A 22,603-nucleotide genomic window follows, 5' to 3' on the forward strand; every position below is an offset into this window, starting at 1 on the left:
TATTCACAATGGATGCGCGTGCGCGCGGGAATAAATTCCGCGCGCCAGCCATAAGCAGGTCATGACGAGTCATTTCGCCGACATCCGCGCCGCCGCATCGCACCGATCCGGCTGCGCCATCGCGCTTCGCCGCACGATGGGACGGCCGCTGCGCGTGGCGCTGTTCTCCGGCAATTACGACTGCGTGCGCGACGGCGCCAATCAGGCGCTGAACCGGCTGGTCGCCTATTTGATGGACCGGGTGGGCGCGCAGGTTCGCATCTATTCGCCCACCGCGCCGCGCAAGGCGTTCGATTCGGTCGGCGACATCCGCTCCGTCCGGTCGCTCAGCATCCCCGGCCGGCCGGAATACCGGCTGGCGCTGGGCTTCACCAGCGCCGCCGCGCGCGACTTCGACGATTTCGCGCCGGACGTGGTCCATCTTTCCGCGCCGGACCTGCTGGGGCGGCAGGCGCAGAAACATGCCCGCCGCCACGGTATCCCGGTCGTGGCAAGCCTGCACACGCGCTTCGAAACCTATCTCGACTATTATCGCGTGGGCCTGCTGCGGCCGATGGTCGAAGCCTATCTCGACCGCTTCTATGGCGAGAGCGATCATATATTGGCCCCCACAGCGCCCATCGCGCGGGAAATGGTCGGACGCCACGGAGAGGACAAGGTGTCGATCTGGGGCAGGGGCGTCGATCCCGCCCTGTTCGGCCCGCACCTGCGCGACGAAGGAATCCGCTCTGCCCACGGATATATGCCGGAGGAAGTCGTGCCGCTCTTCTTCGGGCGGCTGGTGCTGGAAAAGGGGCTGGGCATCTTTGCGAGGCCATTGCCCGGATCCGCGCGCAGGGCCATCAGGTGCGGCCTCTGATCGTCGGGGAAGGCCCCGCGCGCGGCTGGCTGGCGGAGCGGATGCCCAATGCCACCTTCATGGGCCACCTGTCGGGCGCGGCGTTGGGCCGGGCGGTAGCGAGCGCCGATATCCTCATCAACCCCAGTGTCACGGAGGCGTTCGGCAATGTGAATCTGGAGGCGATGGCGTCCGGCCTTGCCGTGGTGTCGGCGGATATCGCCAGCGCGTCGGCGCTGATCGCGGACGGGAAAACCGGCCTGCTGGTCCCCGCCGGCCAGGCTGAGGCTTATGTGGATGCGGTCGTCGGCCTGATGACCGACGAGAAGCGGCGCCGGACGGTGCGCGCCGCTGCGGCGGCGGCGGCCATACGGCATCGCTGGAGCGATGTGCTGGAGGACGTCGCCGCCGCATATTGCCATGTCCTGCACATCCCCCTTGCCCCGGCCGTGGAGCAGGCGGCATGATGGGTGCATGAAGGATGCCGCGCATGGACGATCGATCCGACATCGCCGCTGATCTGCTGGCCATGCGCCGCTATGCGCGTTCGCTCACCCGCGACGATCAGGATGCGGACGATGTGGTGCAGGACGCGCTTGTCCGCGCCATCGAACGGAGCGCGACCTACAGGCCCGAACGCCGCCGCCGTCCCTGGCTGCTCGCCATCGTTTACAATGTCTTCGTTTCCGCCAAGCGGCGCGAGGCAGCCGAGGCGCGGCGCAACGATCGCTTCGCCGAAACGATGATGGACCGCATCGGCCCGGAGCAAGAGGAACGCGCGCGCCTCGCCGAAATCGCGCGCGATTTCGCCGCTTTGCCGGACCGTTATCGCATGGTGCTGCATCTGGTCGCGGTGGAGGGGCTGAGCTATCAGGAGACGGCGGAGGCGCTGGGCATCCCGTTGGGCACCGTGATGTCGCGGCTGTGGCGTGCCCGCGCGGCGTTACGGGAAGGCGCGGAAGAGCAACAGGGAAAACGGCCCGGTCTGCGGCTGGTTGGAGGACGCGATGACTGAAGAGCCGACGGATCTGGAAATCCACGCCTATATCGACGGAGAACTCGACACTGGGCGATGCTTTGCCGTGGAAACGCATCTGTCGCGTCATCCGGTGCTGGCCGCGCGGGTCATGGGCGACCTCAGCATCCGCAGCGCGCTCGGCTTGTTGACGCGGGACACCGCGCCCGCCGCGCACGGCTTGAAGGTGCTGGCCGCGCATCTGCGCGGGCGCAGGCCATTGTGGCGGCGCGCCCTGCCTCTGGGGGCATCGACCGCCGGGCTGGCGGCCGCCGCGCTTGCCTTTTTCGTCGTGACCGAGGGGCCGCCGGGCTATGTGAACTATGCCGTCGCGTCGCATCGCATCGCGATGATGCGGGCGCATATGGCTTCGCAGGAGGAAACCCCGCATTTCGATTCGCAGGAAATCGCGCTGCGGACCCGCATAGCGATGCCGAAATTCCCCCGGGACTGGGCCGTGACGGACGTGCAGCTTTTCCCCACCGCCAAGGGGCCGGGGCTGCTCGTCGCGGTGAAGACGCAGGAAGGGCAGAAGCTGTCGATCTTTGCCGTGCGGGAGAAGACCGACGCGCCCGAACGCCCCGATGCCATCCGCGAAGGCGAACAATCGGTGGCCTATTGGCGGCGCGGCGAGATGTCCTATGCCCTGACCGGGGAGGAAGAGCCTGGCGCGATCGACGCCACCGCCGAGGCGCTTGCCCGGCATTGGTCCTGATGGAACCGGATCAGGCCGGGAAAGCGCCCTCCGCCAGCGCCGCGCCATGGTCGCGGATCGCGCGGGGCCATGAGGCGCAGGCCACTTCGAACGCGTCCTTGTCCTTCGCATAGAGCGCCCGCATCGCGTCCTCATAGCCGGGCCGGTCGCCCGCCATCACGGTGAGGAAATGATAGGCCGCATCCATCGCAGCGCGGGGAGAGGGTTTGTCCGCGCCCTCCTTGCGCGCCGTTTCGACCAATCGCCGCAAGGTGGCCGAAGCCCCGCCGGGCTGCGCCGCCAGCCAATCCCAATGCCGGGGGAGCAGCGTCACTTCGCGCGGCTGCACGCCCAGCCTGGGCCGCCCCCGCCCTCGCGGCGCTTCCGGCGCGGAGCCGCGCAGGTCGATATCCGTCTGCCGCCCGGTCGCATCGTCGAACAGCAGGATATTCTGCGCGTCCTCGCCCATGGCGTTGAGCGCCGCCCGAACTTCATCCTCGTCGCCCGTCGCGATCCATGTTTCGCCCGCAAAGGCCGTCAATGTGCGCGTCATGCCGAAATCTCCTTCGGCACGCCATTTATTATCCGGGTTTAATTCCGTCAATTATAATCCGGGTAAAAATATCAGCCCCGCAGCTCCACCCAGGTCGGCGCATGGTCGCTGGCCTTTTCCCGGCCCCGGAAATCCTTGTCCACCTGTGCGTCGACCAGGCGGTCGGCGGCGGCGGGGCTGAGCAGCAGATGATCGATGCGGAAACCCGCGTCGCGCGGCCAGGCGTTCATCTGATAATCCCAGAACGTCCACACGCCCCCTGCCGGATGGCGGCTGAGAATCGCGTCGGTCCATCCGTCGCCCAGCAGGCGGCGATAGGCGGCGCGGCTTTCCGGCTGCATCAGCGCGTCGCCGGCCATGGCCTTCACGGAATAGACGTCGCGGTCGCGCGGGATGACATTGTAGTCGCCCGCGAGGATGGCGGGCACTTCCTCTGCCCATATCTCCGCCGCGCGGGTCCGCAATCGCTGCATCCAGCGCAGCTTGTAATCGAATTTCGGGCCGGGCTGCGGGTTGCCGTTGGGCAGGTAGATGCTGGCGACCCGCACGCCCTTCACATCGGCTTCGATATAGCGGCTGTGCTCGTCCTCCGGCTCGCCGTCGAGGCCCCGGCGGACCTCCGCCGGCGTTTCGCCGCGCGCCAGGATAGCGACGCCGTTGAACCCCTTCTGCCCGTGCCAGATCGCGCCATAGCCCGCATCCTCGATATCCTTGACCGGAAAGGTTTCGTCGGACGTCTTGATCTCCTGAAGGCAGGCGACGTCGGGCCGCGTTTCGTCCAGCCACTCCAGCAGGCGCGGCAGGCGCGCCTTGATCCCGTTGATGTTGAACGTGGCGATACGCATGGCGGTGACTCCTCGCCAGCCTCCCTAAAGGGAAGAAACGCCCTTGGCTATCAGATCGAAAAGCTGGTGCCGCAGCCGCAACCGGCGGTGGCGTTGGGATTCGTCACCTTGAACGCCGCGCCGCCCAGGTCCGACACGAAATCGACCGCCGACCCGCGGACCAGATCGATGCTCACATCGTCCACCACCAGCGTCACGCCGTCCCGTTCGGCCGTCACGTCATTCGCCTCCACCCCATCGGCAAGGCCGAAGCGATACTGGAAGCCGGAACAGCCGCCGCCGTCCACGGCGAGCCGCAATATGGCGGGCTTGCCCTGCTTGGCGGCAATCGCGGCCACGCGGGCGGCGGCGGAAGGAGTGAGATCGATATCGGCCATGGAGGTTAGATAGGGGCGAGCCATGGTCCCGGCAAGCGGCAGGAGAGACATGGGCGTTCATGGGACGCCCGAAAAAGCGGGTTTGGGTGGGAAGCGGACATTTGCCTGGATGCCTTCGCGTCGCAAGCGCAGGATTTTGGCGAACGCAGGCTGAACGGACTTTCCGGCGCTCGCTCCCAAAAGCAAACGAGCGCGGTTTGCGGCCGCGCTCGTTAAGATGTCGGTGCGGGCGGACCGCTCCGTGGATCAGTGCGTGGCGGTCGCGTTCGCGGCCGGGGCTTCGGCGGCGTTTGCGCCTTCTGCCGGGGCGGTGGCGTTGTCGCCTTCCGCTGCCGCGGGGGCCGCGTCCGCCGCCGGAAGCGGCAGGTTCGATCCCTGCGTGTTGAGCCACGCGATCAAGTTCGCGCGGTCAGCCGGCTTGCCCAGGCCCGCAAAGGTCATCTTGGTGCCCGGCGCGAATTCGCGGGGGCTTTTCAGCCAGTGATCCATCGCCTCGAAGGTCCAGGTGCCGCCCTTGCTCTTAAGCGCGTCGGAGAAGGCGAAGCCCGCCTTGCCGTGGCCGATTTCCTCGCCCACCGTGCCGAAAAGATTGGGGCCGATGCCGTTCGCGCCGCCCTGGTTGACGGTGTGGCAGGCCGCGCATTTGGCGAAGACCTTTTCACCGGCCGCGATGTCCGCCTGCGCCAGCAGCGTGTTGAGGCCGGGGCCGCTGTCGCCGCCGCCTTCGCCTTCCGCTTCGACGCCTTCGATCGCGTAGCCCATCTTTTCGGGCCGTTCGCTGTGGAAATAATGGGAACTGACGATAGCACCGCCCAATGCGATGATCCCCGCAAACAACGCCCACCCTGCAACGGTGTTGAAACGATCGCCCATTCGCTCGCTATCCCTTGAATTTCTGTTCTGGCGGCTGGCTACCCGCGCCCCCTCTAGCGCGCTGCCATAATGGCGCAATCGCGAACGTGCAAGCATGGTTGAAGGCAAAAGCGACCGTTTCCAGCCCCTGGGGCGGTTCGCTCAATGCTTGCGCGCGTGACCGCAACTCCTTAAGCGCGCTGTCGCCAATGGAAAACTATCCCGCTCCCGCCCGCGCGCTTGTCGCCCAACTCAGCGAGAAGGCCGCCGCCGATCCGGCGAAGGCCGTCGCCTATCAAGGCGCGCCGGGCGCCAATTCGCACCTGGCCGCGCTCGGCTACGCGCCCGATTGCGTGCCGCTGCCCTGCTTCGCGTTCGAGGATGCGATCGACGCGGTGCGCAGCGGCCAGGCCGCGCGCGCGATCATCCCCATCGAAAACAGCCTGCACGGCCGCGTCGCCGACATGCATTTCCTGCTGCCCGAATCGGGGCTGCACATCGTCGACGAATATTTCCTGCGCATCCGCCATTGCCTGATGGCGCCCGACACCGCGCCCGTCAAAAGCGCGATCAGCCATCCGCAGGCGCTGGGCCAGTGCCGTCATTATCTGCGCGAGCGGGGCATCCAGCCGGTCGCCTATGCCGATACGGCGGGCGCGGCGGCGCTGGTGGCGGAGACGCGCACGCCGGGCGAAGGGGCCATCGCGCCCTATCTGGCGGCGGAGCTGTACGGCTTGCGGCTGGTGGCGGAGAATATCGAGGACAGCGACGACAATATGACGCGCTTCCTGGTGCTGGCGCATGAACCCAGCATGCCGCAAGCGGGCGTCGGGCCGGTCATGACGACATTCCTGTTCGAGGTGAAGAACGTCCCCGCCGCGCTCTACAAGGCGATGGGGGGCTTTGCGACCAACGGCGTCAACATGACGAAGCTGGAAAGCTATCAGCGCGGCGCGAGCTTTTCCGCGACCGAGTTCTTTTGCGATATCGAAGGGATGCCGGGCGATCCGGCCGTCGACCGGGCGCTCGCCGAACTGGAGTTCCACAGCAAATGGGTGCGGATGCTGGGCAGCTACCGGCAGGCGCGGCCCCGCACCTGAGGAGGGCCGTTATGGGCCATTTTCCGCCATTTAATGCCCGTCATCCCAGCCTTTCGCTGGGATGACGGAGGAGTGGCGGGAATCCACCCATAACCGCCATTTGGCACACAGGTTTGCACATCACATAATCTCCCTTGATTTTGCGCCTTTGGAACTGCGGCTCCCCCCAAACATTCTACGGAGGGGGCCAGGGAAGGAAATCCACACTTATGATTCGCCGCTCCATTTATTTTGCCGGGTCAGTGGCCGCAGCGCTTGTCCTTGCGCCGCCGGCTTTCGCGCAGGAAGAGGATCACAGCAGCCTGACCATCGGGGTCGGAGGAGCCTATATCCCTAGCTATGAGGGATCGGACGACTATCGCGTCATCCCCATCGCGCAGGCGCGGGGCAAGGTGCACGATTTCGCCTTCTGGACGCGCGGCCCGGCGCTCTATGTCGACGCGATCCCCAATCGCGACAGCGACGGAGTGGATTTCGAACTGGGGCCGATGGTCAATGTGCGGCTGGACCGCACCAGCCGCAAGGGGATGAAGGACGATGCCGTCCGCGCGCTGGGCAAGCGGGATGTGGCGGTGGAAGCGGGCGGCTTCGTCGGCATCGGCAAGACGGGCATCTTCACCAGCGCCTATGACAATCTTTCGGCGCGCGTCGCAGTCGCCAAGGACGTGGCGGGCGCGCACAAGGGCTATGTCATAACGCCCGCCGTCGAATATGTGACGCCGCTGTCGATGACGACCTTCGTCGGCCTGGGCGTGTCGGCGGAATATGTGAGCAAGAGATATGGCCGCTATTATTACGATGTGGATGGCGCGAACGCCCTCGCGTCGGGACTGCCGATCGACGGTCGCGCGGGCGACAAGGCCGGGTTTAAGAAGATCGGCGTCAACCTGAGCGCGGGCAAATCGCTGTCAGGCGACATCCGCAAGGGGTGGGCCATATTCGCGGCGGGCGGATATTCGCGGATGCTGGGTCGCTACGCCGATTCGCCGGTCGTGTCGGTCGCGGGGTCGAAGAACCAGTGGATCGGCGCGCTGGGCGTGGGCTATACTTTCTGAAATCCTGCCGTCGCGCCCTTGGCGAGAGGGTGACGCTTCCCATATTGCGCTGTATGGAGGCGGCGAAAACCGCATGAGGCAGGAGACGACAGCGTGGCAACCCTGGGATTGAGCGACACCGATAAGGCGTCGGTAGAGGCGTTTCGCCGGGACGTGGTGGAGCCGTCGCACACGCAACTGGTGATCGTGGACTTCTGGGCGGAATGGTGCGGGCCGTGCAAGCAGCTTGCGCCGGTGATCGAGAAGGTCTGCGCGGACTATGCGTCCAAGGGCGTGAAGCTGGTCAAGATCAACGTCGATGAGGACAAGTTCATCGCCGCCCAGTTCCGGGTGCAGTCGATCCCCACCGTCTATGCCGTGTTCCAGGGCCAGCCCGTCGCCGACCTGAGCCAGGCGCGGACAGAAGGGCAGTTCAAGCAGTATCTGGACCAGATATTGGGCCAGCTTCCCATCGATTCGGACGAAAAGGCGCAGGCGGAGGAGGTCGCGCCGCTGATCGCCATGGGCGAGGACCTGCTGACCGGCGGCGAGAATGAGCGCGCCCTTTCCGTGTTCGAGCAGATCGCGCAGATGGCGGCGGACAATGCGGAGGTCGCTTCGGGCCGCGCGCGGGCGCTCGCGGCGCTGGAGCGGGTGGACGAGGCCGAGGCGGTGCTGGACGCGCTGTCCCCCGAAGCCGCGAAGGACGGGCATGTCGAGCGGGCGCGGGCGGCCATCGCCCTCGCGCGCAATGCGCGGCCCGTGGCGGACCTGTCCGGCGTGGAGGCGCGGGTCGCGGCCGATCCCGACGATCATGAAGCGCGCTTCGAACTGGCGACGGGCCTGATGGGCAATGGCGACCGGGACGGGGCGGCGGACGCGCTGCTGGAAATCGTGCGGCGCGACCGGGAATGGAATGACGGCGCGGCGCGGACGCAGCTCCTTACCTTGTTCGAGGCGGTGGGGCTGGAAGACCCGTGGGTCGCGGCGCAGCGCAGGCGCTTGTCGCAGATCCTGTTCGCCTGACGGCGCGGCCGATGCCAAAAGCCCGCGTCTCGATATTTCCGCTTTCCGGGGCGCTGTTGCTGCCGGGCATGGAGTTGCCGCTGCATATCTTCGAGCCGCGATATCGGGCGCTGATCCATGACGCCATGGCGCGGGATCGGCGGATCGGCATGATCCAGCCGCGCGGGAGAGGGTTGAAGCCCGCTTTGTTCGACATGGGATGCCTGGGGCATATCAGCCATATCGAGGCGCTGGAGGACGGGCGGTTCAATATCATCCTGAAAGGGCTGGCGCGGTTCCGGGTGGTGCGGGAGCTGGAGGTGGGGACGGCCTTCCGTCAGATCGAGGCGGAGGTGGAGCAGGCGCCCGACCCCGACGAGGTGCTGTCCGCCGTGGAACGTGCCGCGCTGGAGCAGGAATCGCAGCGTTTCGCGAAAATGCTGGGCTATGTGGTGGATTGGACGGCGGTGTCGCGGTTGGACGATCAGTCGCTGGTCAACGGCATCGCGCAGATCGCGCCCTTCGACCCCGCCGCCAAGCAGACGCTGCTGGAGGCGGATACGCTCAATGCGCGGGCGGACCTTATCATCCAGTTGATGCAGATCGTGGGCCGGGCCGAACGGGACGGCGGCACGACGATGCAGTAAGGAGCGGGCAATGAACGCGCCGCCGGTCGATCCATGGCTGCTCGCCAAGCTGGTGTGTCCGGTGACGCGCGGACCGTTGCGCTGGGACGCGGAGCGGGGCGAACTGGTGTCGGAGGCGGCGGGGCTGGCCTATCCGGTGCGGGATGGGGTGCCGGTGCTGTTGGCGCGGGAAGCGCGGCGGATTTAGGAGGGGCCATAGGAGGGCCGTTATGGGTGGGACGGGCATTGAATGTCCGCTCATGGCCGAAATGCCGCACATCTCCCGACCATCAGGACTGCATCGCTTCCGCGATCAATGCGCGGGCTTCCTTGCCGTTCCAGTCCATTGCGCCGATGACGCGGGCGATTTCCTTCCCCTGCGCATCGTAGAGGACGGTGGTGGGCAACATGCCGGTCGCATAGTGGAAACCGAGCTGGTTTTCCGGGTCGATCCAGCTTTTCAGATGCTGGAGGCCCTGTTTCGCGAAAAAAGGCTGCACCAGTTTCGCGCCCTGGCTGTCCTGCGAGACGGCAAGGACGCTCAGCCCCTTTGGTCCGTAAGCGGCGGCGAGGGCGTCAAGCGTCGGCATTTCCGCAATGCAGGGCGCGCACCATGTCGCCCAGAGATTGACCAGAAGCGGCTTTCCGGCGAAATCCTTGAGCGTCGTGTCTTCGCCGTCCAGAGTCTGGAAGCTAAGATCGGGCGCGGGGGTTCCGGCCTTGGACCGATCCAGTGTATAGCTGAACTCGCCCTTGCCGCTTGCCGTCGGCGCGGTGGCTTCGCCGCTGGTGATCGGCGCGGGCGCAGTCGCGTTCGGTGCCGCTTGCCCCGAAGGCGGCGATTGCCTATCGCACGCGGCAAGGCCGGCCAGCAGGAGCAGTGTCATTACGCAGCGTAAGGAAGTTCGCACGGGGGAAGGCTCCAACAGCATGTGGGGCGGACGCTTCGCGGCGGGTCCGGCTTCGATCATGCGGGAGATAAATGCCTCCATCCCGTTCGACAAGCGATTGTGGAAACAGGATATCGCCGGGTCCAAGGCGCATGTCGCGATGCTGGCCAAACAGGGCATCGTCGATGGCGAGGACGCGCAGGCGATCACCGAGGGGCTGAGCCGGATCGCGACGGAATATGAAGCGGACGGCGTGCCGGTCGACCTCGACCTGGAAGACATTCACATGGTCACAGAGTCGCGGCTGGCCGACCTGATCGGTCCGGCGGCGGGGCGGCTGCATACGGCGCGCTCGCGCAACGATCAGGTGGCGACCGATTTCCGCCTATGGGTGCGCGACGCGATGGACGAGGTGGACGCGGGGCTGGCGGCGCTTCAGGACGCGCTCCTCAAGCGGGCGGAGGAACATGCGGATGCGGTGATGCCGGGCTTCACCCATCTGCAATCCGCGCAGCCGGTGACGCTGGGGCATCATCTGATGGCCTATCATGAAATGATCCGGCGCGACCGCAGCCGCTTTGCCGATGCGCGCGTCCGCATGAACGAATGTCCGCTGGGCGCGGCGGCGCTGGCCGGGACGGGCTTTCCCATCGACCGCCATGCGACGGCGGCGGCTTTGGGTTTCGCCAAGCCGACCGACAACAGCCTCGACAGCGTGTCGGATCGGGACTTTGCGCTCGATTATCTGATGGCGGCGACGCAAGTGGCGCTGCACCTGTCGCGGCTGGCCGAGGAGTTCATCATCTGGGCAAGCCAGCCCTTCGGCTTCGTGAAGCTGCCCGACGCCTATTCGACCGGCAGCTCGATCATGCCGCAGAAGCGCAATCCGGACGCGGCCGAACTGGTGCGCGGCCATGCGGGGCGGATCATGGGGTGCATGAACGCGCTCTGCGTCACGATGAAGGGCCTGCCGCTCGCCTATTCCAAGGACATGCAGGATGACAAGCCGCCGGTGTTCGAGGCGCACGACCTGCTGGGCCTGTCCATTGCGGCGATGACGGGGATGATCGAGACGGTGACGTTCCGCACGGACCGGATGCGGGCGCTGGCCGAGAGCGGTTTCGCCACGGCGACCGACCTTGCCGACTGGCTGGTGCGGGAAGCCGATGTGCCTTTCCGGGAAGCGCATCATATCACCGGGCGCGCGGTGGCGGCGGCGGAGGAAACCGGGACGCCATTGGCGGACCTGCCGATCGACACGCTCAAAGCCATTGATCCGCGCATCGATGAGCGCATCTATGCGGTGCTGACGGTCGACGCATCGGTCGCCAGCCGGAAAAGCCACGGCGGCACCGCGCCCGATCAGGTGCGCGAGCGGATCGCGCAGGCGCGGCGGGAGAAGGAAGCATGATGATGCGATGGAGCAAGGGGCTGGCTGTGGTGGCGCTGGCTGTGGCGTTGGCGTCCTGCGGCGGTCGCCAGCCATTGAAGCCCATCGAGGGGCAGAAGATGCCCGCCGTGCCGGTGGGAGCCGCGACCGCGCCCACCGCGCAGGACTTGACGACCCCATCGACGCAGGCGCGGCCCGAACGCAATGTCGAGTTGCTGACCCAATCGAAGCAACGCGGCGACGATCCGTTCGATCTGCCGCCCGAAAGCGCCCCGCAATAAGACCCGACAGGACACAGAAGCCTTGGACCATTTCGATTATCTAGACGGCGCCATGCATGTGGAGCAGGTGCCGATGGCCGCGATTGCCGATGCCGTGGGCACGCCGGTCTATGTCTATTCGACCGCGACGCTGACGCGCCATGTCGGCGTGTTCCGCGAGGCGCTGTCGCGGCTTGACGATCCGCTGATCGCCTTTGCGGTGAAGGCCAATCCCAATGCGGCGGTGCTGGCGACGCTGGGGAAATTGGGACTGGGCGCGGATGTGGTGTCGGGCGGCGAGCTGCTTCGGGCCATCGCGGCGGGGATTGCGGCCGGCCGTATCGTCTTTTCGGGCGTCGGCAAGACAGCGGAGGAAATGCGGCTGGCGCTGGAGCATGGCATTTTCCAGTTCAATCTGGAAAGCGAGCCGGAAGCGGAGATGCTCTCCGACGTAGCGCTTTCCATGGGGAAGCGCGCGCCGGTCGCCTATCGCATCAATCCCGATGTGGACGCGGGCACCCATGCCAAGATTTCGACCGGCAAGTCGGAAAACAAGTTCGGCATCCCCTATGACCGGGCGCTCGAATCCTATGCGGCGGCGCGCGCCCTGCCCGGTTTGGACGTGCAGGGCGTGGCGGTGCACATCGGCAGCCAACTGACCGATCTCGCGCCGCTGGAGGCGGCCTTCGTCAAGGTCGGCGCGCTGATCGGCAAGCTGCGGGAGGCGGGGCATGACATCCGCACCGCCGATCTGGGCGGCGGGCTTGGCGTGCCCTATGATCCGTCCAAGCCCGTGCCGCCCAGCCCCGCCGACTATGGCGCGATGGTGACACGGGTGGCGCAGGGGTGGAATGTCCGCCTGATGTTCGAGCCGGGGCGGGTGATCGTCGGCAATGCGGGCGCTCTGCTGTCGCGCGTGGTGCGGGTGAAGCAGGGCGCGCAGGCGCCCTTCGTCATCGTCGACGCGGCGATGAACGACCTGCTGCGGCCCAGCCTCTATGACGCATGGCATGATATCCGCGCCGTGCGGCCTGCGGGCGGGCGCGCCGCCGCCAATGTGGTGGGGCCGGTGTGCGAGACGGGCGATACCTTCGCCATGCATCGCGACATGGATGTGGTGCAGGCGGACGATCTGGTCGCCTTCATGACGGCGGGCGCTTATGGCGCGACCATGGCGAGCACCTATAACAGCCGCGCGCTGACGCCCGAAGTGCTGGTGTCGGGCGGCAAATGGGCCGTGGTGCGCGCGCGTCCGCCCATCGAGACGCTGATCGCCGGGGACAGCATTCCCGACTGGGTGAGGGACTGATGCACAGCCTGCCCGTCTTCCTGCGATTGCAAGGGCGGGCCGTGATCCTGACCGGTGAAGGCGAGGCGGCGGCGGCCAAGCGGCGGCTGCTGGAGCGGGCGGGCGCGCGCATCGTCGGCGAGGAAGCGGAGGCTGCGCTCGCCATCGTCGCGGACGGGGATGAGGCCGTGGCCGCGCGGCTCAGGGCGCGGGGCATATTGGTGAACGCGACCGACCGGGCGGATTTGTGCGATTTCACGCTGCCCGCCATCGTGGATCGCGATCCGGTATTGATCGCCATCGGGACGGGCGGCGCTTCGGCGGGGCTGGCCAAGGCGCTGCGGCAGCGGATCGAGACGATGCTGCCCGCGCGGCTGGGCGCTCTGGCGGCGGCTTTATATCGGGCGCGGGACGCCATCCGGGCGCGCTGGCCGGACGCGGGCGCGCGGCGGCGGGCCATCGATGCGGGGCTTGGCGCGGGCGGCGTGCTGGACCCGTTGCGGGAGGATGCGGCCGATGCCGTGCCGTCCTGGCTGGCCGGAGAGGAGGCAGGGCTGGACGGAGGCAGGCTGGCGGCGATCCGCCTGGCATCCGCCGATCCGGACGAATTGACGCTGCGGGCGGCGCGGCTGTTGGGCGAGGCGGACCGGATCTATCATCGCGGGGATGTGCCGCGCGCGATACTGGATCGCGCGCGGGCCGATGCGGCGCGGGTCGTGGCCGACCATAAGCCGGACCGGCCGGGCGCGGGGCTATCGCTCTGGCTGGAGATGGCGGAGCGAGGTTAGAGCATGATCGATTAGATTGAATCGGATCATGCTCTATATTGTCTTTGTTTTCCGCATTTTCCGAGTCGTTGGGTGATCCCGCCCGACTTGAAAATGCTCTAGCCGCGCGCGGCGTTCAGCCTTGCGATCTCGTCGTGCAGCGCCTGGATCGAGGACACCAGACGGGCGCGGTCGGCCTGCAATTCGTTCAGGGCCTCGCGCGTTTCGCCCAGTTCCACCGCGCGGCGGGCGATGCGCGCGTCGAGTTCCGCATTGTGGCGGGTGAGCGCGCCCATCTGTTCGGCCCTGACGCACAAATGGCGCAGGCGCGCGTCGAGAAGGTCGAAATCGAGCGGCTTGGCGATATGATCGTCCGCGCCCGCCGCCAGCGCTTCCACGGCGAGGGGGCGTTCGAGGCGGCCCGCTATGGTCACGAAACAGGCATGGGGAGAAAGGCCCGACGCGCGTATCTTCTCCATTGTGGCGACGGCGGAGAGCAGCGTCAGGCCCATGTCGAGCAGGACGATGTCGACAGGCCGCGCGACCAGCAGGCCGAGCGCCGCGAACCCGTTTTCCGCCAGCGCCACGTCATAGCCCAAATGGGAAAGGCGGCGGGCGATGACCGTGCGCGCCGTGGGATTTTCATCGATGACGAGGATGCGCGGCCGCCGCTCCATACGGCCGGCGCTTTCATTCGCCGGCTTCCGTGCGCCGCTGCGCTGGCTGCGTTTGAAAATCTGCATGGCGTGCCGTCTCCTGCCTGCGGGAAGAATAGGAACGGCGCGCAAAGAAAAGGTTAACGCCGCGCAGAGCGTTCAGTCGGGACCGTAGGCGCGCATGAAGATGCCGACCGCGAAATCCGCTTCGGCCGCGATCATGTCCAGGGTCGCGGCGCTGATCCGCCCTACCAGCATTTGCTGGTGGCATCCCGAGGTTACAAGCGCGGTCAGGACGCGTGAGGCGGCCTGCGGGTCGTCTTTGCGCAGTTGTCCCCGCTCCATCGCCCCGGCAAGGAAATCGGCAATCAGGCCGCGAGTCAGGCGCGGCGCGCGTTCATAGAAGATCCTGCCCATTTCGGGGAAGCGTCCAGCTTCGGACATGACCAGCCTGTGCAGGGAAATCGCCTCGGGCGACGTCACCTTTTGCAGCAGGCTGACGCATACGCGATGCAGCGTGGTGACGAGATCGCCGCACGGATCGAGGATTTCGTACAGATGCGCGCGATAGGTCGCCGTCACCTGTTCGAGCACGGAGGCGAAGAGTTCTTCCTTGGAAGGAAAGTGATTCCAGAGCGTTCCCTTCGATCCGCCCAGCGTGGCGGCGATCCCCGACATGGTCGTGCCGGCATAGCCGTTTTCCAGAAAATAGTGCGCGGCGACGTTCAGGATGGCATCGCGCCGATCGCGGCGGCGAGCCTCCCGGCGGCTGAGAACGGAAGAGGAAAGACGATCCGGCATATAACCGTACCATATAGTATGATATTTTCGTTGACAAGGTCGTGCGGCAGGGGCAAGGGCGCTTTTCATACTAGGTGGTACGGTTGTTATGCCCATGAGTCGTCGTTCTTTTCCGGTTCGTGGCCTGCTGGCGGCGAGCGCGATCGCGCTGTCGGCCTGCGCGGCGGTGCCTGATCTCGGCAGGAAACCGGAAGTCCGCGCGGCGCAGAGCATCGCGACGGAACGCAGCCTGGCGGCGGCTCGGCGCGATTGGCCGGGCGAGGGATGGTGGGCTGCTTATGGCGATCCGCAACTGACCGCGCTGATCGAGGAAGGGTTGCGCAACGCCCCGGACATGGCGGCGGCGGGCGCGCGTTTCCGGCAGGCGCGGGCCATGGCGCAGCAGGCGGGCGCGCCGCTGCTGCCGACGGTTGATCTGGATGCCCAGGCGGGCGTCACCAAACAGAGCTACAATATGGGAATGCCCTCCGACTTCGTGCCGAAGGGTTGGCTGGGAACGGGGCAGGTCGCGCTGAATCTCGGCTGGGATCTGGACCTTTGGGGCAAGAATCGCGCGGCGCTGGCGGCAGCGACATCGGAAGCGCGGGCGGCGGAGATCGACGCACGGCAGGCCCGTCTGGCGCTGACCACGGGGATTGCGGACGCCTATGCCGATCTCGCCCGGCTCTACGACGACGCGGATATTCAGCAGCGGGCGCTGGACATCCGGCTGGCGAGCCGGAAGCTGGTGGCGGACAGGCTGCGCAACGGCCTGGAGACGCGTGGCAGCGCGCGGCAGGCGGACGCGACCGTGTCCTCCGCAAGGGCGCGGCTGGCTGCCGCGAAAATGGCGATCGAGCTGCGCCAGCACCAGATCGCGGCGCTGATCGGCGCGGGGCCGGATCGCGGCCTCGATATCACCCGGCCGCAAGTGGAACGGCTGGAGCCGCTGGGCCTGCCCGCCGACGTCACGACCGATCTGGTGGCGCGCCGCCCCGATATCGCCGCCGCGCTCGCCCGTACGGAAGCCGCCGCCAAGCGGATCAAGGTGGCGCGCGCGGACTTCTTCCCCGCGATTCGGCTGAGCGCGCTGATCGGCGTGCAGTCGCTGGGGTATGAAACGATCCTCGGGCAATCGTCCACTGGCGCGCTGGTGCCTGCGGGCGGTTCCAAACCCTTCACCGACACGCTGTTCGACAAGGGCTCGATCTTCGGCAATGCGGGTCCGGCGATCAGCCTGCCGCTGTTCCGCGGTGGTGCGCTGCAAGGGCAGTATCGCGGTGCGCGCGCGGTCTATGACGAAGCGGTCGCGAGCTATGACAAAACGGTGCTGGGCGCTTACCAGCAGGTCGCCGACGCCGTCACCAGCCGCCGGGCGCTGGACCAGCGGCTGACCGAAGCCCGCGCCGCGCTCACCGCTTCTGAGGAAGCCTATGCCATCGCGCAGAAGCGCTACAAGGGCGGGCTTTCCGCCTATATCGACGTGCTGAACGTCGAGGACCAGCTTCTTTCGGCGCGCCAGTCCGTCGTGGAACTGGAAGCCAGTGCTTTTTCGCTCGATATCGCCCTCATTCGCGCGCTGGGCGGCGGTTTCGCCGCCAGCGACATCACCGCCAAGGATCGACCCAATGGCTGACGCCGCCGCAGAATTCGAAACCGGGACGGATCAGACGCCCGACGCCGCCAAGGAAGACCGGATGGCCACGCGCCGGAAATGGCTGCTGAGGCTGTTGATCGTCGTGCTGGTGCTGGGGGCGGTCTATGGCGTGTGGTATCTTCTGGTCGGGCGCAATCATGTCGGCACCGACAATGCCTATGTGAACGCCGAAGTCGCGCAGGTGACGCCGCTGATCTCCGCGCAGGTGGTCGAGGTGAACGTCACCGATACGCAGGCCGTGAAGAAAGGCGACATATTGGTGAAGCTGGACGCCACCAATGCGCGCATCGCGGTGGATCAGGCGCAGGCGGATCTGGCCGAAGCGCGCCGCCGTTTCCGGCAGACGTCGGCCACCAGCGGCGCCTTGTCCGCGCAGGTGACGGCGCGGGGCGCGGACATCACGCAGGCCAGGGCGCAGATCGCCACGGCGCAGGCGGATTTTGAAAAGGCGCGGATAGACCTGCGACGGCGCGAGGCGCTGGCCCCCGACGGCGCGGTGTCGGGCGATGAACTGACCAGCGCGCGCAAAGGCTATGCGGCGGCGAAGGCTGCGCTCGACCTCGCCCGCGCGGGCGTGGCGCAGGCGGAGGCGACCCGCGTGGCGGCCGCCGGACAGCTTGCGGCCAATGACGCGCTGGTGAAGGGATCGACGGAGGAGACCGATCCCGCCGTGCTCGCCGCCAAGGCGAAGCTCGACAACGCGAAGCTGGATCTCGACCGCACGATCATCCGCGCGCCTGTCGACGGAGTGGTGAGCAAGCGGCAGGTGCAGGTAGGACAGCGCGTGACGCAGGGCAGTCCGATCATGACCATCGTTCCGGTCACGCAGGTCTATGTCGACGCCAATTTCAAGGAACGGCAGCTTCGCCATGTGAAGGTGGGGATGCCCGCCAGGGTGACGTCCGACCTGTATGGCGGGGGCGTCGTCTATCACGGCCGGGTCGTGGGCTTTGCGGGCGGCACCGGATCGTCCATGTCGCTGATCCCGGCCCAGAATGCGACCGGCAACTGGATCAAGGTGGTCCAGCGCCTGCCGCTCCGCATCGCGCTCGACCCCAGGGAACTGGCCGAACATCCCCTGCGGGTGGGCCTGTCCATGGACGTCGACGTCGATATTTCGGGCCGCTGAGGGGAACGCGCGTGGCAGCCTCCGACGACAGCTTCTCGCTCCTGTCGCCGCGCCGTCGTCTTCTGGCGGGGCTGGTGCTGGCGCTGAGCAATTTCATGGTCGTGCTCGACCTGACCATCGCCAATGTGTCGGTGCCCCATATCGCGGGCAATATGGGCATCACGCCCGATCAGGGGACGTGGATCATCACGTCCTATGCGGTGGCGGAGGCGATCTGCGTACCGCTGACCGGATGGCTGGCGCAGCGGTTCGGCGTGGTGCGCGTCTTCATGATGAGCATGGCCGGCTTCGGCCTCTTTTCCCTGCTGTGCGGCCTGTCGGTGACGCTGGGCATGATCGTGGTCTGCCGGATCGGGCAGGGCCTGTGCGGCGGGCCGATCATGCCGATGTCGCAGACGCTGCTGATGCGGATATTCCCGCCCGAGCAGCGCGCCAAGATGATGGGCCTGTGGGCCATGACCACGCTGCTGGGGCCGGCCATGGGGCCGATCATCGGCGGCTATATCAGCGACAACTGGAGCTGGCACTGGATCTTCTTCATCAACCTGCCGATCGCGGCGCTGTGCATCATGGCGGCGGCGGCATTGTTGAAGCCGGTGGAAACCGAAACGCGGAAACTGCCGATCGACTTCGCAGGGCTGGCGCTGCTGGTCTTCTGGATCGGATGCCTCCAGATCATGCTGGACATCGGGCGGGACCGCGACTGGTTCGGCGATCCGCTGATCGTCATCCTGGCGATAATGGCGGGCGTCGGTTTCCTCGTCTTCATCATTTGGGAACTGACGGAGGAGCATCCGATCGTCGATCTGCGCGTGTTCCGCCATGTCGGCTTCACATCGGGGGTCTTTACGCTGGCGCTGTGTTTCGGCGCCTATTTCGCCAGCATCGTCGTCGTGCCGCAATGGCTCCAGCTTTCCATGGGCTACACCGCGACATGGGCCGGTTTCGTCACGGCCTTCACCGCGATGACGGCGCTGATCGCCGCCCCGATCTCGGGACGGATGATAGCGCGGGTGGACGTGCGGATATCGATTTCCAGCGCGTTGATCTGGATGGGCATCATGGCCTTCTGGCGCGCGCACTGGACGAGCGGCGCGGATTTCTGGGCGCTGTCCTATCCGCAGATATTCCAGGGCTTCGCCATGCCCTTCTTCATGATCCCGCTGACGACGCTGTCGCTGAGTTCGGTGCTGCCGTCGGAAACGGCGTCGGCGGCGGGCATGCAGAATTTCCTGCGGACCATGGCCATAGCCATCTCCACGTCCGTCGTGCTGACGGTATGGGGCGACGGGCAGCGCGTGTCGCGGAACGAGATGGCCTCCGTGCTCCAGGCCGGCGACGCGCAGGCCCAGCTTTCCGCCAGCGGCTTTTCCATGGAGCAGGCGCGGCAGGTGATCTCCAACATGGTCGATCAGGAAGCGGCCGTCATTTCGATGAACTATGTGTTCTTCTTCTCCATGATCCTGATGTTCCTGGCGGCCGCCGTAATCTGGCTGGCGCCCAAGCCCACGGGCAAGGTGGACACGTCTGCCGCGCACTGACCGGCGGGCGAAGGATCAGGCGGCCGTCCTGCCCAGATGACGGGCGACCTCGACAAATTCCTCGACGCCGATCGTTTCGGCGCGGCGTTGGGGATCGATGCCGACCGCCGCCAGCGCGTCCAGCGCGCCGGGAAGCCCTTTCAGGCTCTGGCGCAGCATCTTGCGGCGCTGGCCGAAGGCGGCGGCGGTCAGCCGTTCGAGATGCTTGAGCGACACGCCCTCCGGCGCGGGCTTCGGGGTGATGTGGACGACCGCCGACATGACCTTGGGCGGCGGGGTGAAGGCGCTGCGGTGCACCTTCATCGCGATGCGCGCGTCGGAACGCCATTGGGACAGGACGGCAAGTCGGCCGTAATGATCGTCGCCGGCCTTCGCGGCGATCCGCTCCGCCACCTCCATCTGGAACATGAGCGTCAGGGACGACCACCAGGGCAGCGGGCTCCAGTCCGCGGACAGCCAGCCGATCAGCAGCGCGGTGCCGACATTATAGGGCAGGTTGGCGATGACATGGGCGTTCTCGCCCGCTTCGGCGCGGGCGTCCACTTCCATGGCGTCGCCGGAAATCACGCGGAGCCGGCCGGGGAAGGCGGCTTCCAGTTCGGCAAGGGCGGGGAGGCAGCGGGCGTCGCGCTCCACCGCGACAAGATGTGCGCCCGCGCGCAGGATCGCGCGGGTAAGCCCGCCGGGACCGGGGCCGACCTCGAACGCCGGTCGGCCTTCCAGCGGGCCGGGGATGGCCGCGATGCGGTCCAGAAGCTGCTCGTCCAGCAGGAAATTCTGTCCCAGCGCCTTGCTGGCCTGAAGCCCGTGCGCGGCGATCACGTCGCGCAGCGGCGGCAGGGACGGGCGCAGGTCAGCCGTCATGGGCAAGGCGGGCGCGGGCGGCTTCGGCGGCCATCTTGAGCGCGGCCATCATCGCGCCGGGGTTGGCGCTGTCGGTGCCCGCGATGCCGAAGGCGGTGCCATGGTCGGGCGAGGTGCGGACGATGGGCAGACCCAGCGTCATGTTGACCCCATCGTCGAAATGCAGCGTCTTGAGCGGGATCAGCGCCTGATCGTGATACATGCAGAGCGCCGCGTCATAGCTTTCACGCGCGCGGGCGTGGAACAGGCCGTCGGCGGCGAAGGGGCCGCGAATGTCCAGCCCTTCCTGCCGCAGCGATTCGACGGCGGGCGCGATGATCTCGATCTCCTCCCGGCCCAGCGCGCCGCCCTCGCCGGCATGGGGGTTGAGACCCGCGACGACGAGGCGCGGGCGCGCGATGCCGAAATTGCGTTGCAGCCCCTTGGCCGTAGTCAGCGCGCGGGCGCGGATCAGGTCGACGGTGAGGGCGGCGGGCACCTCCGCCAGGGGAATGTGGATAGTGATGGGCACGACCTTCAAGGAAGGTCCGGCCAGCATCATGACGGCGTTATGCGGCGCGACGCCGCAGCGTTCGGCGACGAATTCCGTCTGACCCGGATGCGCGAAGCCGACGCCGTATAGCTGTTCCTTGCCCACCGGCGCGGTGACGATACCCGCCGCCGAGCCGCTGCGGGCGAGGCCGACCGCGGCCTCCAACGCCTGAAGAGCGGTCCGCGCGCCATCGATGCCGGGCGTGCCGGGCACGATTTCGCCCGCTTCGGCGATCTGGAGGCAGGGAAGGGCGGACCCAAAGGCTTCGGCTGCCTCCTGCGGCGTGCCGATCATCGCGATGGGTCCGAGCCACACCGCGCGCAGGGACGCCGCGTCGCCCACCGCGAAGAAGGGCGGCAGGCCGCGCGCTTCGCGCATGACCCAGCTCTTGGCGACGATTTCCGGCCCGATCCCCGCCGGATCGCCGAGCGAAACGGCGAAGGGCGGAAGGTCGGCGGGATCAGTTATATTCGATAATGGCATCGCGTCGCAGGTCGCGCAGGTAGATGCGCGCGCGCTTGTTGACCCGTTCCTCTTCCATCTGCGCCATGATCTGATCGGCGCTGGGCGCGCCGCCCGCGGCGGCATCGTCGCGGCCGCACAGGATCAGCACGCGCACGCCGTCATTGATGGAGCCGAAGGGCGGCGTCGCCTCGCCGATCTGGAGGCCGAGCAGGATTTCCTGCAACTGCGGCGGCAGGTCGCGCACCTTCACATTGTCATTGTCGATGACGTCCGCGCCGATCTTCGCGCCCAGTTCATTGGCCTGGCCGCAGCCCTTGATGTCCTTGATCGCGGCGGCGAAGGTCGCGGCCTTCTGGCTCGCCTGCTCCTTCGTCGTGCCGGCGGGGAAGGACACCGAAAGCTGTTTCAGCGACAGCAGCGAATCGCGCGGATCGGCGGTCAGCACCTTGCGCTTGTCCATCACATAAAGGATCGACACGCCGCCCGGCACCTCGATCGGACCGGCGAGCTGGCCCACCTGCATTTCGCTGGCGGCCTGCGCCAGCGCATCGGGGAGCTGTCCGGGGCGGACCCAGCCCAGATCGCCGCCGACCGCCGCCGTGGAGGCTTCTGAAAACTGGCGGGCATAAGCCTGGAAGCTACCGCCCTGCTTGATCTGTTCGACGATGTTGCGGGCGTTGGCCTGAATCTGCGCCATGTTTTCCGGCGTCGAGGACAGGTAGATTTCGCTGATGCGAAATTCGTCGCTGCCCTTGGCGGCGTTCAGGCGGTCGACCACCGCCTTCACTTCTTCCTCGCTCACATTGACGAAGGGCTGGATGTTGCGGCGGAGCAGGCGGCTCCACGCCATTTCGCCTTCGATCTGGCGGCGGATGCTGGCGGCGGCGCTGCCCTGCGCGCGCAGATACTGGTCGAACTGGGCGGGCGACTGGCGGAAATTGGCCGCGACCCGCTCATAGCTCTGGTCGATTTCCTCCTTCGGCACGCGGATGTCGTTGGCGGCGGCTTCCTGGATCTGGAGCGTTTCGTCGATCAGGTTGCGGAGCACCTGGACGCGCAGCCTTTCCTTCTCCTCGTCCGACACCTTGCCGCCATTGGCCGTGATGATGAGGGCGAGGCGCTGGTCCACGTCCGTTCCGGTGATGATGCGGCCGTTGACGATGGCCGTCGCCTTGCGGACATTGGGATCGCTCTTGCCGAAGACGGTGACGTCCCTGGGCAGGTTGAGCTGCTGGGACGCGACTGCATCATCGTCGTCGCCGACCGACTGGGCCGTCGCGCCGGACAGCGACAATCCCAGCGAAACGGTGGACAGCAAAAGGGCGCGCGCACCAAAACCAACGGTTCGCGACAGGCGGTTCGACAGGGAAACGACAGGCTGCATCGTCGACAAAACTCTCCATACGGTCCGGCGCGTCATGCGCTGGTCCGCCTTAACCCGTGCT

The 22,603-nt window shown here is 66.8% G+C and carries 26 protein-coding genes; 16 read left to right on the plus strand and 10 right to left on the minus strand.

The annotated features are described in order from the left end of the window. Positions 1–61: 61 nt before the first annotated feature. Genes IQ35_RS21380 through IQ35_RS03660 form a run of 4 tightly spaced genes read left to right on the plus strand, consistent with a single transcriptional unit; the run spans position 62 to position 2,568 of the window. On the plus strand, positions 62–859 hold the full coding sequence (locus IQ35_RS21380; RefSeq protein WP_242003277.1) for a glycosyltransferase: 798 nt from the start codon (positions 62–64) through the stop codon (positions 857–859). Beyond that, positions 847–1,305, plus strand: coding sequence for a glycosyltransferase (locus IQ35_RS21385; protein ID WP_242003278.1), 459 nt, complete (start codon positions 847–849; stop codon positions 1,303–1,305). The genes IQ35_RS21380 and IQ35_RS21385 overlap by 13 nt, the downstream gene beginning before the upstream one ends. A gap of 23 nt (positions 1,306–1,328) precedes the next feature. Further along, positions 1,329–1,853, plus strand: coding sequence for a sigma-70 family RNA polymerase sigma factor (locus IQ35_RS03655; RefSeq protein WP_021245792.1), 525 nt, complete (start codon positions 1,329–1,331; stop codon positions 1,851–1,853). After that, on the plus strand, positions 1,846–2,568 hold the full coding sequence (locus IQ35_RS03660; protein WP_145072003.1) for an anti-sigma factor family protein: 723 nt from the start codon (positions 1,846–1,848) through the stop codon (positions 2,566–2,568). The genes IQ35_RS03655 and IQ35_RS03660 overlap by 8 nt, the downstream gene beginning before the upstream one ends. Before the next feature lie 10 nt (positions 2,569–2,578). Here the strand turns inward: IQ35_RS03660 and IQ35_RS03665 are convergent, their stop codons facing one another. From IQ35_RS03665 to IQ35_RS03680, 4 genes are all read right to left on the minus strand, one after another. Continuing rightward, on the minus strand, positions 2,579–3,100 hold the full coding sequence (locus tag IQ35_RS03665; protein WP_021245790.1) for a DUF2239 family protein: 522 nt from the start codon (positions 3,098–3,100) through the stop codon (positions 2,579–2,581). 71 nt (positions 3,101–3,171) lie between these two features. After that, a complete protein-coding gene (gene xth / locus IQ35_RS03670; RefSeq protein WP_145072004.1) occupies positions 3,172–3,945 on the minus strand; it encodes an exodeoxyribonuclease III in 774 nt (257 codons plus the stop codon). Positions 3,946–3,995: 50 nt separating this feature from the next. Next, positions 3,996–4,322, minus strand: a complete 327-nt coding sequence (locus tag IQ35_RS03675) for a HesB/IscA family protein (protein ID WP_145072070.1) — start codon at positions 4,320–4,322, stop codon at positions 3,996–3,998. A gap of 246 nt (positions 4,323–4,568) precedes the next feature. Further along, positions 4,569–5,195, minus strand: a complete 627-nt coding sequence (locus tag IQ35_RS03680; RefSeq protein ID WP_021245787.1) for a c-type cytochrome — start codon at positions 5,193–5,195, stop codon at positions 4,569–4,571. Between the two features lie 188 nt (positions 5,196–5,383). Between IQ35_RS03680 and IQ35_RS03685 the strand changes: the two genes are divergently transcribed. From IQ35_RS03685 to IQ35_RS03705, 5 genes are all read left to right on the plus strand, one after another. Continuing rightward, positions 5,384–6,274: a prephenate dehydratase gene (locus IQ35_RS03685; RefSeq protein ID WP_145072005.1), complete on the plus strand. Its 891-nt coding sequence runs from the start codon at positions 5,384–5,386 to the stop codon at positions 6,272–6,274. A 209-nt stretch (positions 6,275–6,483) separates the two neighbouring features. Beyond that, positions 6,484–7,329, plus strand: coding sequence for a MipA/OmpV family protein (locus tag IQ35_RS03690; RefSeq protein ID WP_021245785.1), 846 nt, complete (start codon positions 6,484–6,486; stop codon positions 7,327–7,329). 93 nt (positions 7,330–7,422) lie between these two features. Beyond that, positions 7,423–8,334 (plus strand): tetratricopeptide repeat protein, encoded by a 912-nt coding sequence (locus tag IQ35_RS03695; RefSeq protein ID WP_021245784.1) that lies wholly within the window; start codon positions 7,423–7,425, stop codon positions 8,332–8,334. A gap of 11 nt (positions 8,335–8,345) precedes the next feature. Beyond that, a complete protein-coding gene (locus IQ35_RS03700) occupies positions 8,346–8,960 on the plus strand; it encodes an LON peptidase substrate-binding domain-containing protein (protein WP_145072006.1) in 615 nt (204 codons plus the stop codon). Between the two features lie 10 nt (positions 8,961–8,970). Further along, positions 8,971–9,147 (plus strand): Trm112 family protein, encoded by a 177-nt coding sequence (locus IQ35_RS03705; protein WP_021245782.1) that lies wholly within the window; start codon positions 8,971–8,973, stop codon positions 9,145–9,147. A gap of 82 nt (positions 9,148–9,229) precedes the next feature. On the opposite strand, the gene IQ35_RS03710 is transcribed toward IQ35_RS03705, so the two are convergent. Continuing rightward, positions 9,230–9,826, minus strand: coding sequence for a TlpA family protein disulfide reductase (locus tag IQ35_RS03710; protein WP_021245781.1), 597 nt, complete (start codon positions 9,824–9,826; stop codon positions 9,230–9,232). Between the two features lie 43 nt (positions 9,827–9,869). Here IQ35_RS03710 and argH point away from each other — a divergent pair, with 43 nt between their 5' ends. The 4 genes from argH to IQ35_RS03730 are packed head-to-tail and all read left to right on the plus strand — an operon-like array spanning position 9,870 to position 13,555. Next, a complete protein-coding gene (gene argH / locus IQ35_RS03715; protein ID WP_145072007.1) occupies positions 9,870–11,240 on the plus strand; it encodes an argininosuccinate lyase in 1,371 nt (456 codons plus the stop codon). Continuing rightward, a complete protein-coding gene (locus IQ35_RS03720; protein ID WP_031291574.1) occupies positions 11,237–11,500 on the plus strand; it encodes a hypothetical protein in 264 nt (87 codons plus the stop codon). The genes argH and IQ35_RS03720 overlap by 4 nt, the downstream gene beginning before the upstream one ends. Before the next feature lie 22 nt (positions 11,501–11,522). Further along, complete coding sequence (gene lysA, locus IQ35_RS03725) at positions 11,523–12,788, plus strand: diaminopimelate decarboxylase (RefSeq protein ID WP_021245778.1); 1,266 nt, start codon at positions 11,523–11,525, stop codon at positions 12,786–12,788. Beyond that, on the plus strand, positions 12,788–13,555 hold the full coding sequence (locus IQ35_RS03730; protein ID WP_145072008.1) for a precorrin-2 dehydrogenase/sirohydrochlorin ferrochelatase family protein: 768 nt from the start codon (positions 12,788–12,790) through the stop codon (positions 13,553–13,555). The genes lysA and IQ35_RS03730 overlap by 1 nt, the downstream gene beginning before the upstream one ends. 98 nt (positions 13,556–13,653) lie before the next feature. On the opposite strand, the gene IQ35_RS03735 is transcribed toward IQ35_RS03730, so the two are convergent. Then, on the minus strand, positions 13,654–14,277 hold the full coding sequence (locus tag IQ35_RS03735) for a response regulator transcription factor (protein WP_021245776.1): 624 nt from the start codon (positions 14,275–14,277) through the stop codon (positions 13,654–13,656). A gap of 72 nt (positions 14,278–14,349) precedes the next feature. Then, positions 14,350–14,991 carry a TetR/AcrR family transcriptional regulator gene (locus IQ35_RS03740; RefSeq protein WP_021245775.1) on the minus strand — a complete coding sequence of 214 codons (642 nt, stop codon included), beginning with the start codon at positions 14,989–14,991 and terminating at the stop codon, positions 14,350–14,352. Positions 14,992–15,079: 88 nt separating this feature from the next. Between IQ35_RS03740 and IQ35_RS03745 the strand changes: the two genes are divergently transcribed. From IQ35_RS03745 to IQ35_RS03755, 3 genes are read left to right on the plus strand one after another with little or no spacing between them, the layout of a single operon-like run. After that, positions 15,080–16,606 carry an efflux transporter outer membrane subunit gene (locus IQ35_RS03745; RefSeq protein WP_145072009.1) on the plus strand — a complete coding sequence of 509 codons (1,527 nt, stop codon included), beginning with the start codon at positions 15,080–15,082 and terminating at the stop codon, positions 16,604–16,606. Continuing rightward, positions 16,599–17,756: an EmrA/EmrK family multidrug efflux transporter periplasmic adaptor subunit gene (locus IQ35_RS03750; RefSeq protein ID WP_145072010.1), complete on the plus strand. Its 1,158-nt coding sequence runs from the start codon at positions 16,599–16,601 to the stop codon at positions 17,754–17,756. The genes IQ35_RS03745 and IQ35_RS03750 overlap by 8 nt, the downstream gene beginning before the upstream one ends. An 11-nt stretch (positions 17,757–17,767) precedes the next feature. Continuing rightward, positions 17,768–19,297: a DHA2 family efflux MFS transporter permease subunit gene (locus tag IQ35_RS03755; protein ID WP_021245772.1), complete on the plus strand. Its 1,530-nt coding sequence runs from the start codon at positions 17,768–17,770 to the stop codon at positions 19,295–19,297. A 15-nt stretch (positions 19,298–19,312) separates the two neighbouring features. Here the strand turns inward: IQ35_RS03755 and rsmA are convergent, their stop codons facing one another. The 3 genes from rsmA to IQ35_RS03770 are packed head-to-tail and all read right to left on the minus strand — an operon-like array spanning position 19,313 to position 22,542. Beyond that, complete coding sequence (gene rsmA, locus IQ35_RS03760; RefSeq protein WP_145072011.1) at positions 19,313–20,161, minus strand: 16S rRNA (adenine(1518)-N(6)/adenine(1519)-N(6))-dimethyltransferase RsmA; 849 nt, start codon at positions 20,159–20,161, stop codon at positions 19,313–19,315. Then, complete coding sequence (gene pdxA, locus IQ35_RS03765) at positions 20,151–21,176, minus strand: 4-hydroxythreonine-4-phosphate dehydrogenase PdxA (RefSeq protein ID WP_031291662.1); 1,026 nt, start codon at positions 21,174–21,176, stop codon at positions 20,151–20,153. The genes rsmA and pdxA overlap by 11 nt, the downstream gene beginning before the upstream one ends. Then, the gene (locus tag IQ35_RS03770) at positions 21,154–22,542 is read right to left on the minus strand and encodes a peptidylprolyl isomerase (RefSeq protein WP_145072012.1); all 1,389 of its coding nucleotides are present in this window, start codon (positions 22,540–22,542) and stop codon (positions 21,154–21,156) included. Before IQ35_RS03770 ends, pdxA begins: the two co-directional genes overlap by 23 nt. Positions 22,543–22,603: the final 61 nt, after the last annotated feature.

This window comes from Sphingobium wenxiniae (genome assembly GCF_007830065.1).
In the GTDB taxonomy this organism is placed as follows: domain Bacteria; phylum Pseudomonadota; class Alphaproteobacteria; order Sphingomonadales; family Sphingomonadaceae; genus Sphingobium; species Sphingobium wenxiniae.

Bases quoted from the DNA above. Each gene is read 5' to 3' on its own strand.
- rsmA (WP_145072011.1), bottom strand. From the start codon at position 20,161: ATGACGGCTGACCTGCGCCCGTCCCTGCCGCCGCTGCGCGACGTGATC.
- IQ35_RS03750 (WP_145072010.1), top strand. From the start codon at position 16,599: ATGGCTGACGCCGCCGCAGAATTCGAAACCGGGACGGATCAGACGCCC.
- IQ35_RS03720 (WP_031291574.1), top strand. From the start codon at position 11,237: ATGATGATGCGATGGAGCAAGGGGCTGGCTGTGGTGGCGCTGGCTGTG.
- IQ35_RS03685 (WP_145072005.1), top strand. From the start codon at position 5,384: ATGGAAAACTATCCCGCTCCCGCCCGCGCGCTTGTCGCCCAACTCAGC.
- IQ35_RS03655 (WP_021245792.1), top strand. From the start codon at position 1,329: ATGGACGATCGATCCGACATCGCCGCTGATCTGCTGGCCATGCGCCGC.
- IQ35_RS03735 (WP_021245776.1), bottom strand. From the start codon at position 14,277: ATGCAGATTTTCAAACGCAGCCAGCGCAGCGGCGCACGGAAGCCGGCG.
- xth (WP_145072004.1), bottom strand. From the start codon at position 3,945: ATGCGTATCGCCACGTTCAACATCAACGGGATCAAGGCGCGCCTGCCG.
- IQ35_RS03730 (WP_145072008.1), top strand. From the start codon at position 12,788: ATGCACAGCCTGCCCGTCTTCCTGCGATTGCAAGGGCGGGCCGTGATC.
- IQ35_RS03745 (WP_145072009.1), top strand. From the start codon at position 15,080: ATGCCCATGAGTCGTCGTTCTTTTCCGGTTCGTGGCCTGCTGGCGGCG.
- IQ35_RS03770 (WP_145072012.1), bottom strand. From the start codon at position 22,542: ATGCAGCCTGTCGTTTCCCTGTCGAACCGCCTGTCGCGAACCGTTGGT.
- IQ35_RS03680 (WP_021245787.1), bottom strand. From the start codon at position 5,195: ATGGGCGATCGTTTCAACACCGTTGCAGGGTGGGCGTTGTTTGCGGGG.
- IQ35_RS03700 (WP_145072006.1), top strand. From the start codon at position 8,346: ATGCCAAAAGCCCGCGTCTCGATATTTCCGCTTTCCGGGGCGCTGTTG.
- IQ35_RS03740 (WP_021245775.1), bottom strand. From the start codon at position 14,991: ATGCCGGATCGTCTTTCCTCTTCCGTTCTCAGCCGCCGGGAGGCTCGC.
- IQ35_RS21380 (WP_242003277.1), top strand. From the start codon at position 62: ATGACGAGTCATTTCGCCGACATCCGCGCCGCCGCATCGCACCGATCC.
- pdxA (WP_031291662.1), bottom strand. From the start codon at position 21,176: ATGCCATTATCGAATATAACTGATCCCGCCGACCTTCCGCCCTTCGCC.
- IQ35_RS03705 (WP_021245782.1), top strand. From the start codon at position 8,971: ATGAACGCGCCGCCGGTCGATCCATGGCTGCTCGCCAAGCTGGTGTGT.
- IQ35_RS03665 (WP_021245790.1), bottom strand. From the start codon at position 3,100: ATGACGCGCACATTGACGGCCTTTGCGGGCGAAACATGGATCGCGACG.
- IQ35_RS03675 (WP_145072070.1), bottom strand. From the start codon at position 4,322: ATGGCCGATATCGATCTCACTCCTTCCGCCGCCGCCCGCGTGGCCGCG.
- IQ35_RS03660 (WP_145072003.1), top strand. From the start codon at position 1,846: ATGACTGAAGAGCCGACGGATCTGGAAATCCACGCCTATATCGACGGA.
- IQ35_RS03710 (WP_021245781.1), bottom strand. From the start codon at position 9,826: ATGACACTGCTCCTGCTGGCCGGCCTTGCCGCGTGCGATAGGCAATCG.
- IQ35_RS03690 (WP_021245785.1), top strand. From the start codon at position 6,484: ATGATTCGCCGCTCCATTTATTTTGCCGGGTCAGTGGCCGCAGCGCTT.
- argH (WP_145072007.1), top strand. From the start codon at position 9,870: ATGTGGGGCGGACGCTTCGCGGCGGGTCCGGCTTCGATCATGCGGGAG.